Origin of the sequence: Peribacillus sp. CSMR9, assembly GCF_033141925.1 — a bacterium.
GTDB classification, from domain to species: domain Bacteria; phylum Bacillota; class Bacilli; order Bacillales; family DSM-1321; genus Peribacillus; species Peribacillus simplex_A.
Genome location: NZ_JAOPHO010000003.1, coordinates 1 through 19,949 on the forward strand (window position 1 = coordinate 1; position 19,949 = coordinate 19,949).

The 19,949-nt window shown below is 38.4% G+C and carries 18 protein-coding genes and 1 pseudogene; 7 read left to right on the top strand and 12 right to left on the bottom strand.

The genetic code is table 11. From position 1 onward, the window contains the following. Window positions 1-112 precede the first annotated feature (112 nt). The 3 genes from N9I19_RS03160 to N9I19_RS03170 form a co-directional block, all read right to left on the bottom strand. The gene (locus N9I19_RS03160) at window positions 113-1,084 is read right to left on the bottom strand and encodes a bile acid:sodium symporter family protein (RefSeq protein ID WP_317776952.1); all 972 of its coding nucleotides are present in this window, start codon (window positions 1,082-1,084) and stop codon (window positions 113-115) included. A 182-nt stretch (window positions 1,085-1,266) separates the two neighbouring features. Continuing rightward, entirely contained in the window at window positions 1,267-2,463 is a 1,197-nt protein-coding gene (locus N9I19_RS03165; protein WP_411730395.1) for an MFS transporter, read from the bottom strand. Window positions 2,464-2,567: 104 nt separating this feature from the next. Then, entirely contained in the window at window positions 2,568-4,703 is a 2,136-nt protein-coding gene (locus N9I19_RS03170) for a PAS domain S-box protein (RefSeq protein ID WP_317776953.1), read from the bottom strand. Window positions 4,704-5,073: 370 nt separating this feature from the next. Between N9I19_RS03170 and N9I19_RS03175 the strand changes: the two genes are divergently transcribed. Further along, entirely contained in the window at window positions 5,074-5,988 is a 915-nt protein-coding gene (locus N9I19_RS03175) for a YitT family protein (RefSeq protein ID WP_250211669.1), read from the top strand. 87 nt (window positions 5,989-6,075) lie between these two features. Here N9I19_RS03175 and N9I19_RS03180 read toward each other — a convergent pair whose 3' ends face one another. From N9I19_RS03180 to N9I19_RS03195, 4 genes are all read right to left on the bottom strand, one after another. Further along, on the bottom strand, window positions 6,076-6,270 hold the full coding sequence (locus N9I19_RS03180; RefSeq protein ID WP_034307294.1) for a cold-shock protein: 195 nt from the start codon (window positions 6,268-6,270) through the stop codon (window positions 6,076-6,078). 878 nt (window positions 6,271-7,148) lie between these two features. After that, window positions 7,149-7,355, bottom strand: a complete 207-nt coding sequence (locus N9I19_RS03185) for a cold-inducible protein YdjO-related protein (protein WP_061463486.1) — start codon at window positions 7,353-7,355, stop codon at window positions 7,149-7,151. A gap of 131 nt (window positions 7,356-7,486) precedes the next feature. Continuing rightward, complete coding sequence (gene recQ / locus N9I19_RS03190) at window positions 7,487-9,610, bottom strand: DNA helicase RecQ (protein ID WP_089364334.1); 2,124 nt, start codon at window positions 9,608-9,610, stop codon at window positions 7,487-7,489. A 156-nt stretch (window positions 9,611-9,766) separates the two neighbouring features. Further along, on the bottom strand, window positions 9,767-10,690 hold the full coding sequence (locus N9I19_RS03195; protein WP_317776954.1) for a LysM peptidoglycan-binding domain-containing protein: 924 nt from the start codon (window positions 10,688-10,690) through the stop codon (window positions 9,767-9,769). Between the two features lie 257 nt (window positions 10,691-10,947). Here N9I19_RS03195 and N9I19_RS03200 point away from each other — a divergent pair, with 257 nt between their 5' ends. Genes N9I19_RS03200 through N9I19_RS03210 form a run of 3 tightly spaced genes read left to right on the top strand, consistent with a single transcriptional unit; the run spans window position 10,948 to window position 12,030 of the window. Then, window positions 10,948-11,181, top strand: coding sequence for a spore coat associated protein CotJA (locus N9I19_RS03200; protein ID WP_317776955.1), 234 nt, complete (start codon window positions 10,948-10,950; stop codon window positions 11,179-11,181). Continuing rightward, complete coding sequence (locus N9I19_RS03205; protein ID WP_061463489.1) at window positions 11,182-11,448, top strand: spore coat protein CotJB; 267 nt, start codon at window positions 11,182-11,184, stop codon at window positions 11,446-11,448. A gap of 12 nt (window positions 11,449-11,460) precedes the next feature. Next, window positions 11,461-12,030: a manganese catalase family protein gene (locus N9I19_RS03210; RefSeq protein ID WP_061463490.1), complete on the top strand. Its 570-nt coding sequence runs from the start codon at window positions 11,461-11,463 to the stop codon at window positions 12,028-12,030. Between the two features lie 48 nt (window positions 12,031-12,078). On the opposite strand, the gene N9I19_RS03215 is transcribed toward N9I19_RS03210, so the two are convergent. Both N9I19_RS03215 and N9I19_RS25125 read right to left on the bottom strand, forming a co-directional pair. Continuing rightward, window positions 12,079-12,951, bottom strand: a complete 873-nt coding sequence (locus tag N9I19_RS03215) for a CvfB family protein (protein ID WP_317776956.1) — start codon at window positions 12,949-12,951, stop codon at window positions 12,079-12,081. A gap of 605 nt (window positions 12,952-13,556) precedes the next feature. Next, window positions 13,557-14,060 (bottom strand): annotated as a pseudogene (locus tag N9I19_RS25125) (sensor histidine kinase); the annotation flags it as partial. Window positions 14,061-14,179: 119 nt separating this feature from the next. Between N9I19_RS25125 and N9I19_RS03235 the strand changes: the two are divergent. Continuing rightward, window positions 14,180-15,370, top strand: a complete 1,191-nt coding sequence (locus N9I19_RS03235; protein ID WP_317776960.1) for an alanyl-tRNA editing protein — start codon at window positions 14,180-14,182, stop codon at window positions 15,368-15,370. A 96-nt stretch (window positions 15,371-15,466) separates the two neighbouring features. Here N9I19_RS03235 and N9I19_RS03240 read toward each other — a convergent pair whose 3' ends face one another. Both N9I19_RS03240 and N9I19_RS03245 read right to left on the bottom strand, forming a co-directional pair. Next, a complete protein-coding gene (locus N9I19_RS03240; RefSeq protein WP_061463494.1) occupies window positions 15,467-15,880 on the bottom strand; it encodes a hypothetical protein in 414 nt (137 codons plus the stop codon). 79 nt (window positions 15,881-15,959) lie between these two features. Continuing rightward, window positions 15,960-16,154 carry a hypothetical protein gene (locus N9I19_RS03245; protein ID WP_061463495.1) on the bottom strand — a complete coding sequence of 65 codons (195 nt, stop codon included), beginning with the start codon at window positions 16,152-16,154 and terminating at the stop codon, window positions 15,960-15,962. A gap of 139 nt (window positions 16,155-16,293) precedes the next feature. On the opposite strand from N9I19_RS03245, the gene N9I19_RS03250 reads away from it, so the two are divergent. Beyond that, window positions 16,294-16,815, top strand: coding sequence for a GNAT family N-acetyltransferase (locus tag N9I19_RS03250; protein ID WP_317776961.1), 522 nt, complete (start codon window positions 16,294-16,296; stop codon window positions 16,813-16,815). A 38-nt stretch (window positions 16,816-16,853) separates the two neighbouring features. On the opposite strand, the gene N9I19_RS03255 is transcribed toward N9I19_RS03250, so the two are convergent. After that, window positions 16,854-19,112 carry a HelD family protein gene (locus N9I19_RS03255; RefSeq protein ID WP_317776962.1) on the bottom strand — a complete coding sequence of 753 codons (2,259 nt, stop codon included), beginning with the start codon at window positions 19,110-19,112 and terminating at the stop codon, window positions 16,854-16,856. A 582-nt stretch (window positions 19,113-19,694) separates the two neighbouring features. Between N9I19_RS03255 and N9I19_RS03260 the strand changes: the two genes are divergently transcribed. After that, window positions 19,695-19,934, top strand: coding sequence for a hypothetical protein (locus N9I19_RS03260; RefSeq protein ID WP_317776963.1), 240 nt, complete (start codon window positions 19,695-19,697; stop codon window positions 19,932-19,934). Window positions 19,935-19,949 lie beyond the last annotated feature (15 nt).

The following is a 19,949-nucleotide window of genomic DNA, read 5'->3' on the forward strand; positions in this document are numbered from 1 at the left end:
TCAGGCAAAAATTCAAAGGGAATCTCAAAAAGGGGTTCGGAATTTTTTAATTCCGAACCCCTTTTGTCTACAAACTGCGGGATTCATTTATCCCATTCTGCCTTTTTTTGTATTACTGTTTCAACGATTCCTGCCCCGCCATGGAACTCCCTTTGATTTTGTGTGCTCTTTTTGACCAGTAGGTCGCAAGCAAAGGACCGGATATATTATGCCAAACACTGAAGATTGCGCTCGGGACGGCCGCCAGTGGCGAAAAGTGAGCTGTGGCTAATGCAGCACCTAAACCTGAGTTTTGCATGCCCACTTCAATTGAAATCGCTTTTTGATCTTCGTATGGAAGTTTTAACACTTTAGCTGCAAGAAAACCAAGTAATAATCCAAATGAATTATGCAGGACAACCACCCCGAATATAGCCAGCCCTGATTCAAGTATCTTTTCTTTATTTGAACTGACAACTGCAGCGACGACTGCCACGATTGTCACAACGGATATCAATGGAAGTGCTTTAGTTCCCTGACTTATTTTCTCTTTAAAAATGAATTTTACAACGAGCCCTAATAAAATAGGGACCAAAACTATCTGGAAGATAGAAAATAGCATATCTTTTCCTGAAACCGGCAGCCATTTACTAGCAAGTAAATAGGTTAGTGCCGGCGTTAAAAACGGTGCAAGCAAAGTGGATACAGAAGTGACCGCCACTGATAATGCCGTATTTCCTTTAGCTAAAAATGTCATTACATTTGACGCTGTACCTCCCGGACAACATCCAACAAGGATCACTCCGACAGCCACTTCAGGTGAAAGTTCCAAGCTTGTTGCCAGGAGATATGCCACACCAGGCATGATGATGAATTGTGCAGCCACACCGATAAAAACGGATATCGGCTGCTTCAATACAGCTTTAAAATCACTAAACGAGAGAGTGAGTCCCATCCCAAACATTATTATTCCAAGTAAAATGGATATGTATGGAGCAATCCATTTAAATGCATCCAGAAAAATCATTGCTAACACAGCAAATAGGAGAACCCAAATGGCAAAAGAGTTTCCAGCTGCCTTACTTATTTTCGCTAACTTATCCATAATCCCTAGTAGACCACCTTTTCTAATTTATAATTAGATTATACTTCATATTCGGAAAATGACAATTAATTCTGACAATTAGCGAATTGGAGGCCTCCCTCTCATGGACGAGCAAAAAAGACCTCTTCACCATTTAAGATGAAAAGGTCTCTCGCTTTCAATAAGGGAAAAATTTAATACTATTATTTTTCTAATATACCAGTGGTTTTCTTCATTACTTTTAGGTTTTTATCTAACCTCATGAGCCATACCGTGAGCAGCATCCCAATCAGTGTAAGTAAACCGTAAAATAAATACACTGCATATATCCCTGATTTATCCAAGATTATACCGCCGCTGAAGGTACTGAACCAGTTTCCCAATCCATTGCCAATGGCGGAATAGAGCGTTATTGCTGTAACTGTTATGCGGGCCGGGACGACTTCCCGAATATATTGTAATGCCGCAGGAATGAATAGGCCAAGTGAAAACCCTTGAATGATCGAAGTTACATATACGGTAGCCAAACTTGGTTCCGTAAAATACAAAACCCAGCGAACCAATGAAGCCGTTCCAGCCAATAAGGTTATTGGCAGCAGGCCCATTTTATGAATCCAGGTACCTGCCATTCTCATAAATGGAATTTCCGACAATACAGCTAAAAGGAATGCAATGCCAATTCCTGTATATGTCCCGCCTCTTGCCTCTACAAACAAACCATAGTATACATTATTTGCAAGGTTTGGACCAAAAATCAAGAACGTTATAGCAAGAAAGATAAGGAAACGTTTCATGGTGATCAATTCTTTCATTCCACCGAAAAGTTTTCCCTTTTCTCTAGGAGCCTCTTCAGGCAAACGAAGAGCAAGACTAGCTGCGATCAATAGACCGAAGAAAAAGGCATAAAATATAACGGAAGGACCAATGAAGGATTCCGATAACTTTCCCATTACAAACACGGCCACACCGTAACCGAGTGAACCGAATAAACGGATTTTCCCATAATTCGATTTAATTCTTGTTGTATATTGAAGAGTGATGCTGTCTGAAACTGGTATAATGGCGCTTTGAAAGATAGCCAGGGCAATTGCGACGGATACTATAAGTAAATAGTGCTCAAACAGCAAGTAACCTAACCCTAATACACCAGCAAGCAACGATGTAATTGCAAGTATTTTTGCTGGTTTTCCGCTCCAATCACAGACAATTCCCCAAAAGGGTTGAAAAACGATCATCACTATCGGTCCAACAGACATGATCATACCTATTTCGATACCAGACAAACCTACCTCATTGGCTAAATAAACGCTTAATAGCGGTGTTAAACTTCCCACTGCAAAAAATGAAAATAGGTAAAATACCTTCAAGCTAAAAATATTAGCATGCTTTTGTTTTTCCAAATCCAGTTTCCCCCATGCTGTATCTACTAAACCACCATATAACTCCACAAATTCTGCATTTCATTATATCCCTGCAACTTTTTCATTGCCTTCTAAGAAAAGGCTTATTTCGTAGGGAGCACAATATTAAAGGCTGTACCCCTATTAACCTCGCTTTCGACAAAGACATTTCCCAAGTGGCTTTCTATTATTTTAAAGCTGATCATGAGACCTAACCCATTACCGGATTTTTTCGTTGTGAAAAATGGCTCTCCCAATCTCTTAAGCTGCTCTGGCGGCATCCCGATTCCTGTGTCGGTTATGGAGATATGCACTTTATCCTCTTTAAGCTCAGTAATGACTTTTATGACCCCGCCGTCAGGCATGGCTTCCATACCATTTTTAATGAAGTTCAATATGACTTGTTTTAAACGATTCTCATCACATTGTACGAGGATTTTTTCGTAAAAACAATCCCAAACCAGTGCGACTTTCTTCTTTCTTGCATCAAACTCCGTCAAAGATAACACGTTTTGAATGATTGGTATAATATTCTTCGTTTCCAATATCAACGACTGTGGTTTGGCCAATTGTAAGAATTCTTCAACTATCTCATTCACACGATTGATTTCATCCATAATAATTTCTAGATATTCTTGTTTATTTTCATCTGTTTCATCTAATTGCAAAAATTCTGTATACCCTTTCATGGAGGTCAGCGGATTCCGTATTTCATGTGCAACACCAGCAGCAAGCTGACCGACGGCAGCCAATTTATCCTGCCGATGGAGCATTTCTTCCGATTGTTTACGCTCAGTTATATCATGTCTAAGTGCCAAAAATTGAAATGGCTTACCTTCTTCGCTGAAAAATGGAACAATTGTTGTATCGACCCAATAAAAACTGCCATCTTTCGCCCTGTTTCTAATTTCACCTTTCCAAACCTTGCGTTGATGGATGGTCTTCCACATTTCATCAAAGAATTCCTTTGAGTGGAATCCGGAATTAACCAAATTATGAGTATGGCCGATCAATTCAGTTCTCTTGTAGCCGGAAACCTCCGAGAACTTTTCATTTACTTCAATAATGACCCCTTTATCATCGGTAATCGCCACTATCGAGGATTGGTTGATGGCATAATGCATATCCTCTAGTTCCTTGATTGAACCCTTTAAAGCATTTTCTGCTTTTTTACGACTGGTAATATCCGAACGGATGGAAATGTATTGATAGGGTTTGCCCCTTTTCATAAAAGGAACGATTGTAGTTTCCACCCAATAAACATCACCATCTTTAGCCCGATTGCATATTTCACCATGCCATGTTTTGCCCTGGCTGATCGTTAGCCATAAGTCAGTGAAAAATTCTTTTGCATGATAACCCGAATTGATGATGGAATGGTTTTTCCCTATTAGTTCATGTTCTTCATATTGAGATATTTCCAGGAATTTTTCGTTAACATATGTAATGATTCCTTTTGCATCCGTGATGGCGACGATCGCCGATTGATCTAAAGCATAACGGATATCGCTCACAGTATTATCACTTCTTGCCAACCTCCGGCCTACGATCGTACTTGAAGCAATCAAGCTGGCAAGGATGAACAATGAGACAAAGCAAGTTAGATAAAGCATAAAAGGAGTGAGCGGAACAAATTCACCCGTTACATTTTTACCATCCATCGGTAACACTCTCAAAAAAAGATAGTACCCTTCAATGATTGCCCCGCTCATCATGAGAGTACTGACTGGCTTTAGTGAGGATTGACTTAATTTATTAAAATAAAATAATATTGCCAGGGCTGCTACAAATAAACTAAAGACACTGAAAAGCGTACTGGCGACCAACAATATGCTAAATTGCAAAGAGTGGTTTAAAGAAGACGTCCCCATAATGTAATTGGATAATATTGCCACAGTAAACATGAAACCGCAAAAAACGATTTGCAGTATTTGTGTTTTATATGATATCGCCAATAACCCAACCCCTGCGAGAGCAATCGCTAAAACTAATGAAAAAATTATTGTAAAAAAGTTGAATGCTGCCACCCCAGAATTATCAAGGGTTAATATGACAACAAAGTTAAGCATCCAAATAGCCACTCCCATAGAGCAGCTGCTCCCTATATACAATAGGCGTTTATATTTCTCGGTCGTCAGTAACGATGTCAGTAAATCCAACGCCGTATAACACGCCATTATTAACAAAAGTACCGCAATCATAAAGAGGACAGGATTTGATGCCACAATTGATTGTTCCATTTTTTTCTTGATCACCTCTACCGTTCTATTCTCCTATATTGTAATGGAAATTCATAGTACCTCCAAGGTTTTTTATTTCCTTGTTCCTATATATTTACACACTAAATCTTTGGTGTCCCACACATCGCATGAAAATGGAGTTTTTTTCATAAATTCAATAAAATGAGAAATACTATTCTTTTGTATAGAGTAAAATAAAAATACATGATAATGACAAGCATTCACAACCTGCTTCATCATCGCATGACATACTCAATAACAAAAAGAATTATTCAGAAATATATTAATTAAGAATGTTAATTTCTTTATTTAATTATACCTATAGGTTTATAATTAAATAGAACGTATATAGAGAGAAGGAGTGGGGGGCATGATTATGTCAGACCTGGCAGGTGCAAGTACAACAGAAATTATGCACAAGAAGACCCAGCATAAAAAATTAACACTGAGACAAATATTACAGAGAGGACTTTTAATTACGATCGGTGCCGTTTTAATGGCTGTCGGCCTCGAGATTTTTTTAGTGCCGAATAACGTAATCGACGGAGGCATAACGGGAATATCGATTATGTTGTCTTACATTACGGGATGGAAACTTGGTATTTTTCTTTTCGTTTTGAATCTTCCTTTCTTTTTTATCGGTTATAAACAAATTGGAAAAACCTTCGCATTATCTACTCTGTATGGGATTTTAGTCCTTTCTATTACCACTGCATTGCTTCATCACGTACCAGCTTTCACTCAAGATATCCTCCTTGCATCCGCTTTTGGCGGAATGATTCTTGGCATTGGTGTTGGAATGGTCATTCGATATGGCGGCTCATTGGATGGTACAGAAATACTTGCTATACTCGCTAGCAAGAAGATCCCTTTTTCCGTTGGGGAGATCGTCATGTTTTTTAATTTATTCATCCTTGGCAGTGCAGGCTTCGTTTTCTCATGGGATCGCGCCATGTATTCGATCATAGCTTACTTCGTAGCTTATAAAACGATGGATATCGTCATCGCTGGTTTGGATGAGTCCAAATTTGTTTGGATTATCAGTGATGAATTTGGTGATATCGGCGACGCCATAATGAATCGCCTTGGACGCGGCGTAACATTTTTAGCTGGCGAAGGTGCTTATTCTGGTGATGATAAAAAAGTCATCTTTTGTGTAATAAACAGGCTTGAGGAAGCTAAACTTAAAGATATAGTCAAAAGCTTTGACCCTTCTGCATTTCTTGCCGTAGGGGATATCGCGGAAGTTCGGGGCGGCCGATTCAAGAAAAAAGATATTCACTAATCATTCACCTGCTTTTTGCTTCAAACAATTGGCAAAAAGATAAAAAAAGCTGAAGGGATAATCCCCTTCAGCTTTTTTTATACAGTCTTAATAGTTTCTTGGATTGTTGATTGCTTGAAGCATTCTGGTGCCGGGTTTCATCTCGCTGCTACATAACGGACAAACGTGTTCATCATTACTTGTAAAGTTATCGCGAATCCAACCTTTGCAATCTTCTGATGTACATTCCCACACCTTTGTTTCTTCAGGAATGATTTCTTCCGTATTATTTCTTCTATACATGTATCTCACTCCTTAGAATTGAATTGACTTCGTCATGCATAACAGATCACAAGCCATAAAGATAAAAGAAGAATAGATGGCGATTAATCTAAATAGTGAGTAAATACCCATTCGCTTAACCATTGATTATTGTTCATTACACCCAAATTTTCCGAGTGGAAAGAACTTAAGATTACGACATGAATTTTTAATATCTCAGTACCATTATATCATATATATGCTTTTTATATTTGAGTAAAGATTCTAAAGTAGAAATGATTCCTTAAATCTCAGTTTTTTTAATCAGATAATAAATGAAACACAGCCCCTGACTTACCCTTCAAGATAATAGAGGCTGCGCTGTTCAAGAATCCATTCCATATGGTTCTTCCTGCTCGATCGGATAAACAATTCAAAGCGAATCGAGCATGAGAGTAATTTTAGTGCCAAAACCTAAAACAATGAAAGCCCTGCCTCTCTCCCATCCATACGGTTCCTAGACCGTGCCTGCGAGAATCAGATAAAAGCTTGTAAGTACATGTTTATTAATTAAAACCGTCCGTAATTCCAATTGGGAAAATTAAATTCCAAAAGATAAATGGTACATAGAAGTAAGTTAATGAAGAACAGAAATGGATCGAGGAAAATACTTGGTAATTAGAGATGTATTTCATTTTTCTAGATGTGTTTAACTTGTTTCTACTCCATCATGAAAATGATGGAAAATTATTTTATTAATAAAAATGTTACTTTAAATTACCCTCCAGCGTTTTCTTTTAACAACACTGAAATTATATCTTATCATATATATTTATATATGTAAAGCATTAAACCAGATTGTACTCACTCCGGCATACTTCTTTCAAGCAAAAAAAATAAAGAGGCATAATTCACCTCTTTTATTTAAATGCATTATACTCATTTTCAATTTTTGGGAGTTCCCTGACTTCCTCGACTAATTGACTACCGCACATTGGGCAATCATAGTTTTCCGATGCAAAATCTTTTCTCATCCAACCATTACAATCTGCTGATCCGCACGCATATACTATCGTATCTTCCATAACGATTTCTGGTTCCTCTGAATTCTTTTTACCAAAATACATGAGCAACCTCCTCTTTTTTATATAAAGACTCTGATTAAAGGCGCGAAATCCACCTTTTTATCATTCCTAGTATACGCATTAAACCAAATTCTTATTTATTCATTGAAAAAATATTCCAAAAACCTAATCACCTATGCGTTTTCCAATCCTGCTTTAACCAAGATTGCTTTAATCATAAAGTAGGAAAAGTGCTCAGGTAAGGCTTCTTTTAGCGGTTTTAGTTTTTCAGAATCCAATTGTTTCGCAGTTTCCAATACAAGGTCATACTCTTTATCCGAGAAAATCCCTTCCCATTTGATATCCAAATGTTCCTCTGCACACTTTAATAAATGATTTTCAATTGAAATGGAAGACAGACCTCTCATTGTCCCGATTTCCTTGATTGATTTGCCTTCCTGATATAAGCGATAGCTTTCTAAATGTGATGGCGTAGTGCTTCTCTTTACTGCTTCCTTAGTAACCATTATATTCGTTTCTAATTCAGGATGTGCCTGTACATAATGGGAAATTCCTTCTAGGAACACGGCGCCGAAGCGTTCGAACTTCTGGGTGCCCACCCCTTTTACTTCTAGGAATTCCTGTTCTGTTTTCGGCAGTTTGACGGCCATATCTTTCAAAGATGCATCGGAAAAAATAATGAATGGAGGTACATTTTCCTTACCTGCCAATTCTTTTCTTAACTGTCTCAACTCATTGAATAACCCATGATCTACACTGATGCTGCTTACTTTTTTTATTTCTTTACGCAGGACCTTTTTCTGTCCCAACAGCACTTCCCTGCCAGCATTGGTCACTTTAAGGACTGGAAATTGGCCCCCGGTCATTTCGATATACTGTTTTGCTGTAAGGAAATCAATGAAATCACCTACATCCTTTGCAGATTGATTATTGATGATTCCATAGGTGGAAAGCTTCTGAAAGCCGAACTCTTCAATTTTCTTATTTCGTGATCCCGTAAGCACTTGGGAGATCATCGTTTTACCGAATCGCTCACCCATTCGCAACATGCATGAAAGGACCATCTGTGCTTGTGTAGTTACTTCAATAGAGTCACGTTTATCTGTACAATTTTCACAATGACCGCAATCCTCAGGATTTTCCTCTCCAAAGTATTGAAGAATGAAGGCTTGCAAACACCCTTCAGTAAAACAATAATCCTTCATTTTGTTCAACTTCTTCAATTCCTGTGATTGCCACTCCTGGGAAGGGTTTGATTGATCAATCAGAAAACGCTGAATCTGCATATCCTGGGGGGAATACAAAAGGATGCATTCACTCTCCAAACCATCCCTTCCTGCACGACCTGCTTCCTGATAATAACTCTCCATGTTCTTTGGAGTTTGGTAATGGATGACGTATCTGACATTAGACTTATCGATTCCCATCCCAAATGCAGATGTCGCTACCATTAAAGGAACGTCATCACGAATGAATTGGTCTTGCTGTTCCGAACGGTCTTGTTCATTCATGCCAGCGTGGTATCGACCTGTCTTGAATCCGGCTTTATTAAGCTTGGCATGCAACGAATCGACTTCTTTCCTAGTGGCTGCATATATGATACCCGACTCATTCTTGTTTTTCTCTATATAGCGCATTAAAAAACGTCCGCGGTTTTCTTCTTTCACAACGGAAAAGAACAAGTTATCTCTTGAAAATCCCGTTGATATTGTATGCTGCCCTGATATTCCGAGCGACTGACAAATATCATCGGTTACATGCGGTGTGGCTGTTGCCGTTAATGCGAGTACAGTAGGAGCTGATGGCATGTTTTTCAATAAGGTCTTGATTTTTAAATAGCTTGGTCTGAAGTCATGGCCCCATTGAGATATGCAATGGGCTTCATCAATGGCCACCAATGAAATGTCCACATTAAATAAATCCTGTTGAAATGCAGCATTTTCCAAACGTTCCGGTGCCACATAAACCAACTTATATCTTCCTTGCTTAATATCGTTCATTCTATTGGATGATTCTAACCCCGAAATGGAGCTATTAAGAAATGTGGCATCAATCCCGTTTTGTTCGAGGGCATCTACTTGATCCTTCATCAAGGAAATAAGTGGGGATATCACGAGTGTTACACCAGGTAACAAGAGGGCCGGGATTTGGTAACATATTGATTTACCTCCGCCAGTAGGCATGATTCCCGCTGTGTTTATTCCTCCTAACACCTGTTCGATAATCTGTTCCTGACCCTTTCGGAATGACTCATAACCAAAATATTCCTGTAAATATTCACGTGCTTTTTCCATCAATTTACTACTCCTCCTATTTACCTTGTAAGGATCGGTAAGGATCTATTTCTTTCATTGTACCTGCTTTTCCCGTGAACCAAAAGGACAAAAAGAGTAGACACATTAAATCTCCGTGTCTACTCTTTTCGATATATAAACATGTTTTGCATGGATGAATTAATTCAAGACTTGCAATTTAACGTTTTTAACGCCCCAATTCACGGCATCCTTTTCGTTAGGTATAAAAATGTCCACTCTATTTCCTTTGATAGCACTGCCCGTATCTGCTGCCGTTGCGTAGCCATAACCCTCTATATAAACTTTCGATCCAAGTGGAATGACTGAAGGGTCCACGGAAATTACTTTAGCATCAGGATTAGCTTTCAAGTCGACCCCTGTGGCTGTTGTACCGCTGCAGCCTTGACAATCAGCCGTATAGGCAGTTGCTCTAACAGTTATCTCTTTTTTAATTCCTGCTTGATCCTTGGATTCATTGTTTGTTTCAGCTGGTTCCGATTGTTCTGCTGGCTTTGACTGTTCAACTGGCTTTGATTGTTCTTCTGGCTTTGACTGTTCAACTGGCTTTGATTGTTCTTCTGGCTTTGATTGTTCTGCTGGCTTTGATTGTTCTGCTGGCTTTGATTGTTCTGCTGGCTTTGATTGTTCTGCTGGCTTTGATTGTTCTGCTGGTGCAGCTTTCTCTGATTTTTGCTCAGGCCCAACACTCGCCGCTTCGACTTTGTTAGCCGCTGGTTTAATGACCAATTCTTGATCAGGATGGATTGTATCTGAATTTAAACCGTTCCAGGATTTAATATCATTTACTGCTACATCATATATGTCTGCAATTTCCGATAATGTGTCTCCTGACTTGACTTTATAATGCTCTTCTTGAGAAATATGTAAGGTTCCTCCGGCATAAATCATGTCTGAAGACAAATCGTTCCAAGACTTAATATCTTCTATTGATACTTTATATGTTTGAGATATCCCCCATAATGTGTCTCCATCTTTCACTTTGACATCTTCTGCTTGAACCGGAATTGTGAAAGCACCGGATATTGCAGCCGCTGCCGCTAACGATAAGATTGATTTTTTCATATGTTGTTACCTCCTTGTGAGCTGCTTTATAAGCTAACGAGTTCAATCTTAACATAGTTTTTTTCTATACAAAGAACAAACAGATAAAGAATAGATGACAAACATCACAGTAAGATAACGGGACTATAACAAGATATTTTAATATTCTGAAAACACATCTTTTTCCAGTTATCTCCCACATCATACTAATGGAGTCATATTATGTATTACCCAAGCATAATAATTAGAGGCTACATCTATACAAAGGAGGTATTTTTTTGACTCGCGAAAAGACTTTTACCTTAGTTAAATCATACAAACCTTTTCATAGTAAATTCAATCCGTGCCCGCCTATTGGGAGAAAGTATTTCAGGACACCTCCTAATTTGTATATTAATTTTCAACCGCCGAATTTGGAGCAGTTCACTCCGGAGGAAGCTTTGAAATACGGTACACTTTGGAAGTTCTTTTATGATTTCTATGATAATCCATATCGGGAAAGGGAGACGTAAATGAATAAGAAACTGGATGATGAATATTATCAGCTGCTTGAACAAATACAGGCTGCGGATTTCGTACTTGTCGAGTTGACTCATTATTTGGATACACATCCTAATGACCAGCAAGCATTACAGCAATTCAACCAATTTCATGAATATTCCAAACAATTGAAATCGGTTTTTGAGCCTAAATACGGTCCCTTATTGGGTTTTGGAAACAGTCCAGGCGGTGAAAATAAATGGGAATGGGGCCAAGGCCCTTGGCCCTGGCAGGTATAAGGAGAGATATCTATGTGGGTGTATGAAAAGAAACTGCAATATCCAGTTAAAGTAAGAGACTGTAATCCTAGATTGGCAAAATATTTAATAGAACAATACGGGGGGGCTGATGGTGAATTGGCTGCAGCACTCCGTTACTTAAATCAACGATATACAATACCCGATAAAGTCATCGGATTACTTACGGATATCGGAACAGAAGAATTCGCTCACCTAGAAATGATTGCCACCATGGTTTATAAGCTTACAAAGGACGCCACACCACAGCAGATGGTTGCAGCAGGTCTTGGCGAACATTATGCGAATCATGATGGTGCACTTTTCTATCAAAATGCAGCAGGCGATCCATGGACAGCCACATACATCCAAGCTAAAGGCGATCCTATTGCTGATTTATATGAAGATATTGCCGCTGAAGAGAAAGCTCGTGCAACCTATCAATGGTTGATTGACATCTCAGATGACCCGGATATCAATGATTCACTAAGATTTTTAAGGGAAAGAGAGATTGTACATTCCATGAGGTTCAGAGAAGCTGTAGAAATCCTAAAAGAGGACAAAGGGAAAAAAAAGTTTTTTTAATAAAATTCAAATAGAAAAGGCAACGGAAAAGCTTCCGCTGCCTTTTTGTCATTTACGGTCTGAAGAATATGTCCATCCATCTTCCTGGTAAATCTTCTCTTCTTTCATCAGTTTGCCGAGAGCACGTTTGAACGCTCCCTTGCTTAAACCGAAATGAAACTGGATATCATCAGGTGGTGTTTTGTCACCATAAGGCATAGCACCGCCACGATTCATTAAATAAGTGAAAATGACATCAGCATCTTCCCCCATTAAATCTTGTTTAAAGGGAAATAAAGAAACGTTTAGCGTTCCATCTTCTTTACTATCAATGACGCGCCCTTCAACTAATTCACCAAGACGGGGCTCCTCCTTGCGTTCACTTTCGTGAATGAAGCAGCGATATCCTTCTTCGGAAACAAAGAAAGACCCAACCATAAGCAAACGATAGACATTTCCCTTAACAGTGGTGTTACGGACTCCTTTTAAAGGAGCTTTTACAGCAATCTCCTGGATTACATCTTCCGTAGCAAGTTTACCAAACAGGCGGTCATTGCGATCTGTCTTAAGGGATACATATAGACGATCACCAACCTCAGGCCATAAACGATCAATATTCGGTAGGTCGTCCAGGGATACAAGTATATCTTTGGAAAGGCCGATGTTCACAAAAACACCAAGTTTCCTTTTCACATTGACAACTTCCGCCCAACCATACTGATCAATCTGAATTTCGGGAATCTTCATTGTGGCTGTTAGCCTTGCTTGTTTATCGTGGTAGATGAACACAGTAACTTCATCACCAAGCTCAAGTTCCGTTCCTTCCTTCATTTCACTATGATGAAGTAAGACATCTTCTGAACCATCAGTTAAAAACCATCCGAAATCAGCCTTACGTTCCACTTCTAACTCTACAGCCAAACCGGCCTGAATTTTTTGCATGTATATAAATCCTCCTGTAACTTACCTTTACCTACAATTGTACCCAATTATTTATTTTTCCAACATATTTGAATTTATCATTTTTTTGTTGTTCTGTATACCCATTACGGTTTTTTATTTTTTAACCCTTGTCATCTTCGTGGAAGGCATCCCAGGGACCAGAATCTGCCTTTGTTACCTTTGCTGAACAAGGTATGCAATAATTACTTTGGATAATTGCCTCGGTTTATATGGTTCAACTAAAAAACCCTTAAATCCCAATGAAATACCCTTTTCCCTTTCATCAAGTGCCGTCGATACAAAAACGGGAAGCTCATTCAAGTCACTAGATCCTTTAACTCCTCAGGATTACCCAGCCGTCCATTTCTCCCTCTTCAAGAAGGATATCTAGTACAATGGCATCCGGAGGTGAGGTTTTTAGCTTTTGAAATGCCTTTCTTCCACTATTGTAATAGCTAACGTAGAAGCCACTATCCATCAAATCATATTTGAGCAGTTCCGCCAAAGTTATTATCATCTTCAATGACCATAATATCATAGCTCAGTTTTCTTGACTGTCCATCATTGTTCAGACCCACTTCTTTCTGGGTTACTCTAGGTAATGATATGGTAAATGTACTTCCATGTCCGTAATTGGAAAACACCGTAACATATCCGCCGTGTGACTTTATGACTTCATCAACAATGGCTAATCCAAGGCCAGTTCCCCCAATCCTCCGGCGATCTGAATTATCGACCCTATAAAATTTCTGGAATAAATGCGGCAGTGATTCTTTTGGGATGCCAAGCCCCTCATCCTTGATATCAATGGAAAGCATATCGTCCCAGCTATATCACGGATAGAGATCCTGCCCCTTTACCGGACTCCATCCTTTGAACATCCAGGAAATCATTGATAAGTGCGGTAAGTCTTCTTGCTTCAATGTAGATTGTCTGTACATATTTTGTCTGTCTTTCAGGTTTCATTGGTTTGTCAGCATCAATTCGGTAAAACTAAGGACGCTTGCAAGCGGTGTTCTTAATTCATGACTAACTGTACTGACAAATTCGGACTTCATTTGATCCACTTCATATTCTTTTGTAATGTCACGATAAACCAAAATTGTCCCAAAACCTTAGTCATAAAGTTTACTTATTTAGCCGGTTAAGCTTTTACTCCCATAATTTCACACTTTGGTATTTCGGTGATATAATTTATTGATTAACTGAAAGGAAAAAGAAAACATTCATGACAAAAAAATTGTATTACACGTCCACCATGACTTCCGAATGGGATACCAATATCCGGGAGTCCGTTGAAGAAAATGGCTTTTACTACATCACTCTTGAAGAAACCGCTTTTTATCCAGAAGGGGGCGGACAGCCTTCAGATACTGGCAAAATAGAAGGAATCACTGTTCTGGATATTATAAAAAGCAATGATGGGAAGATCCTTCATAAGACTGAGAGACGGCCAAGTTCAGAGATAGTTCACTGTGAGCTGGATTGGCCCCGCCGCTTCGATCATATGCAACAGCATAGCGGCCAGCATTTACTCTCCGCAGTCTGTGTCGAACTGTTTGACTCGAATACGGTCAGCTTTCATCTTGGAAAGGAATATTTAACGATCGATATAACGTCCGAATTTAAATGGACTGAAGTACATACGGCGGCAGTTGAAAAGCAGGCTAATCAATATATTATTGAGAATCGCGAAATACATGCATATTACGTGACAAAGGAGCAATTACAGACACTTCCTGTCGTTAAAATGCCTACTGTGTCCGAAAATATCCGTATTGTTGAAATAGAAGGGATTGAGTATAACCCTTGCGGCGGAACCCATGTAGCTCGAACCGGTGAGATAGGCTTAATAAAGATTTTCAAAACGGAGAAGCAGAAAGATTATACCCGCCTCTATTTTAAGTGCGGCTTCAGGGCATTGAACGAATTTTCCGAAAGTCTTGGTATTCTTTCAGCCTTATCGAATAAATTCAATACCGGACGTACAGAGATATTGAATAGGGTGGAGAAACTGGAGAATGACTATAAGAAGCTACTATCGGTAAATGAAAACTTAAAACTTGAAAATGCAAACTTTCTTGCTGACTCTCTGATTGCAGAAAATGCAGAGGGATTCATCTCTCATATATTCGAAGATAGCTCAATGAAAGATCTGCTTTACCTTGCAGGTACGATTGTAAAAAAGGAAAAGGTTACCGTATTATTTGCATCACGTAAGGAGCAAAAGGTGATTCTTTCGCACAGTGGGTCCTTCCCCTTACATTGCGGAAAATATTTTAAAGCTGAACTCAGTTCGTATAATGGGAAAGGCGGAGGGAGCGAACAGACTGCACAAGCAGGTTTTGCGTCACAAAATGACCTAATGGCATTTTACCAATACACAGTTGAAAGATTAGGCCAAAATTCAGGTGAATAAAACCTCTGCGATATGGGTGATGCCCATTCGTGAAGAACACAGAATTTATTTTTTTCAGAATTAGAAGAGAGAGGACAAATTGTGCCCTCTCTCTTTTTATACTTCTATCTTTAATTTCCGTAACCCTTGTTCTTCAATATGAATATGATATTTTTCTTCGAGCTCCAGGATACGTTTAAAGGCTTCTTCCTGATTATATTCATGGTTTTGCGATTCTTCGGCAAACTCTTTTCTTGCCAAATGATAGGCAAGCTTATCCCTGAATACTCCTTCTTCATACTCATCTATGACTTCATGAAGTTGATCCTCCAATTCCCTGCTTAAATCATATATTTCGTATTCCTTCAAAAACTGGACTCCTTCCATGCCGAAATCTTTGGCAAAGGAATTGAGATACTGTTCAACCTCACTGAATTCTTTATTATTTTCAGTATCGGAAGCAACCCAATATCCGTACTGAACCATTTTGAATAATGTTTCAAACTGTTTCTTGGTAAAATTGATTTTCATTGTCCATTAACCCCTTTTCCGGTTCCTTACACCAAAAAGAATAAACCGCAATGGAACAAAAGTCCAATGCAGTTTATTCTCAATCAAATATTTCGGTTACAGAAAAATAAGCTGCTTTTTCCGTATCTATGACATAATGGCAATCGCCTTTAACCAAATTATAATAACGGTGCTTTTGAATATTTGAAATCATTTGAGTTGAGTCATCTCCTTCTACCTCATGCTCTATTTCTTTGCCTCCCGGAAAATAAAAACCAACTTTCAATTTCATCATTCTCATCCTTCCCTTCATCTGCTTGAATCTCTCTTTTATTTCTTATCCTTTATCATGAAGTTATAAACATAAATTAAATGCTTATTCACTTTTTCCATGATATTCTAGAAAAAAATACTAAAACCAGAAGGTGTTTTTAATGAAAATCAGGAGAGCCATAGAAGAAGATGTAAATGGAATAGCAAATGTACATATAAACAGCTGGCAAACGACTTATAAAGGCATCCTCCCGGATCAATACTTGTCTTCCTTGAATCTGGAAGCCAGAAGGAAAAACTGGTTAAGAAATTTAAAGATGCTGCATAATGCCACTTTTGTTGCGGAAAATGCCCATGGGGAAATCATCGGTTTCGCTGCGGGTGGACCTGAACAAACGAATGATCCTCATATTCAAGGTGAAGTATATGCCGTCTATATTTTAAAAGAGTATCAACGGCAGGGATTCGGCCGAAAAATGATAAAAGCGGTCACACATGAACTTATTAAAATGGAACATAAGAATTTAATAATCTGGGCATTAAAGGATAATCCTTCATGCGGTTTTTACAAGGCGCTCGGCGGTCAAGTAATAGCTGAAAAAACTGTTAAAATGGCTGGCATCGAGCTTATCGAGGTCGGTTTTGGGTGGCAAGATATTAAGGATATCCTTTTGCATTTGTGAGCGTACCCGGAGGATGGTTACATTCCATCTTCCACCTCTCATGTCTCAATTAAGAAAGCATTTTTCTCATTACCTAAAAAATAAAGTCGGTGCAATGGTCTTGTCATTGTTACGTAAAGCAGTTTAATATCAAGCTCATTCTCACGGCAATACGCTTCTTCCAGGGATATTGCAAATACGACATCGAATTCCAGGCCTTTAGCTTGATATGAAGGAACAATTAATGTTTTATCTTTAGGAATGTTTCCCGCTTCATCTATTAAATGAAAGCTTTGATGGAATGCACTTAGTTTCTCGTTTGCCAGTTTGCAATCTTTCATCGTTTTGGCAATAACGGCAAACGTTTTAAATCCCTCTCCTTTAAGGCTTTCAATAAGTTCGATCAGCTCTTCTTCCCAACCTTTCTTTTCAATGGAAATGAATTCTGGATCCCTGCCATGACGGACTACAGGTTCAACTTCCGGGAAATCGTAGGTTAACAACTGAAGAATCCGGTTAGCTTGTTTCATTATTTCAACAGTGGTTCTATAGCTTTTTTGTAATTCAGTGTACGTCGCCCGCGGGAAAATACGATGGTGGACCTCAGCCCATGTTTGTAACCCTCGGTATGAATGGATGCCTTGTGCCAGGTCACCTACTAGTGTGAACATATCCGTATCCACTGCTGTTTTGAGTGCCTGTAACTGCATGAAACTATAATCCTGAGCCTCATCAATGACGACATTTTTTGCTTTGTTTTCTTTGTCGACACCAAAAAGCCGCTCCTGAAGATATAATAATGCACCTAAGTCCTCCATCTCATAGCTTTTATCAGAAAATAATTTATGATTATACTCACATAAAACACTTGCATCTTCAAAAGTAAGTTTACCATTACTATACGAGGCCAACCGCTCCGGATCTTGATATAATTCCTGATAGTAATGTAGAAGATCTTTATTTTTGAATTGCTTAAAATAGCCTTTTACAGAAGAACGGATCGCTTTTTGGATCTGTCCGATCCTTTCCTCTTTTTTATCGAGGCATTTTGTAACAAATTCCTTGCGTATGTCTGGATCTATATTCTTAATGAGAGCCTTCTCAATTTTAGCCTCATAAAAATCAAGAACACGATCAAGCATTATTTTCTTTTTCAATTTAACTTCATTTTGTAAAATGGCCTTCAGTTTGTCCAGCCTGCCGTATAACGGTAAATACCAATAATCCTCTTCCAATAATCTAATGAACTTCTTAGCGGAATAGAGGCGATATTTATCACAATAAAAATCTGCATCCGGATGAAAACCCCTGAAAATATCCTTTACATATTCGTCCAAAATATATTTAAATACAGGGGAGCCCTTTAGACCTGATATCCAGACAGCGGACTTTATTTCTTCATCATCCTTTTCCAGCATTCGAGTTAGTTTATCATCAGGCACAAGCTTCACTTGCTTTCCTATCGCTGCCTGCACATATTCGGAAAATGTGAATTGTTTTACTTTTTCAACACCTAATTCAGGTAATGCTTCAGATATGTAATCAATGAACACCCGGCTCGGGGCAAGAATCATTAATTGTCGCGGATCGAACAAGTCTTTATAGTGGTAAATGAAATAAGAGATCCTATGTAAAGCAATTGTCGTTTTACCACTGCCCGCTGCGCCCTGAACAATGATAGGTTTATTCAAATCTGCACGAATGATTTTATTTTGTTCTTCCTGGATCGTGGTAATGATATCTGTCAACCGATTGCTGGAACTTTTAGAGAGGGATTCCTGCAACAATTCATCCGTCGTTGTTAGATCAATGTCCCTTACCTCTTCCAAGACACCTTCTTCAATCATTAATTGTCTCTTTAAAGTGATGTTCCCGCTAAACGTTTCCCCTTCCGCCTCATATTCAATTTCACCAATCCGTCCCTCATAGTAAAGGTTTGCAATTGGTGAACGCCAATCTACGATGATCTGTTCCTGGCTTTCCCTCTGATAAAGGGACGTTTTTCCGAAATAAAGCACTTCCCCTCTTTCACCATCATTCCTTTCAAAATCCACTCTTGCAAAATAGGGCTTTTTACTTGCTTTACGTAAACTTTCAAGTTCAGCTTTGGACATTTCAAAAAAGTTGGCTGTCGTCAACAATTGAGAATATAAGCCGGATTCAGACCAATCGGCATCACCAAAAGCTTCTTGCATATTCCGCTGAAATTGATCTTTGCTTGTTTCTGATGTTTTGATGACTACATCTATATAACGTTTGGTAAAATCCAGCCGCTGTCGTTCCAGTTCAAAATCAGGGTGACTTCCCAATATAACCACTCTCCCTTCCTCGTTTATTTATCAAACTTTTAAAAACCGATGCTAAGATGAAATGGACATTTATACTATCAGAAAACCCAATGGTTGACAAATGTGGACACATAGAATTATATAGTTGAATTTAACTTTTTTAGAAGGAAAATCATTGAATGCTTTTCATAAAATACGAAATAGACATATTTAATTATTACATCTTTAAAAATGTCATTTCCATTCTGGAAGTAGGAAGTTTATTTTCATTTCTTCCTCTGGACAATTCTCTTCTCTTTATTCATTATGATATGCAGTGTATTTATTGTATATCAAAAAGATGTTAGACCCATCAATCAGGCGATCCCTGATCGTGCATTAAGGTTTAATGCATAATGGGCCAATCATGATTTTCAGGGAAATGACCTTACCAAGTAATTAGTCAACACAAAAAAGCACTTCCCCTAATAGGGGAAGTGCCCAGCTAGACCTTTCTTCCACAAAGGTCATCAATTCTTAACATAAATAACGATAATTTAATGTTTCATTTGAATCTCATGTTATATACTTAGATTACAATTAAATAATTTTCTTACGAAAGTGGGTACCGTCATGGAAATAAATGAGAGTCAACCAATACTATCCCCTAAATTAATCCATGAACTTGAAATTTTATCATCTAAAACAAATATGTCTATCCCTGAATTATTAGAAATATCTGTAGTATCACTGTTAGAAAAGGTGAATAATACCAAAGAAGTGAATGTTGGACTTAATAATAAGGAAATGATTTTAAGAAATAAAATCATCATTAATCAAAATAGAGAAGTTCTGAATAACCAAAGCACTTGACCATATAGGTTAAGT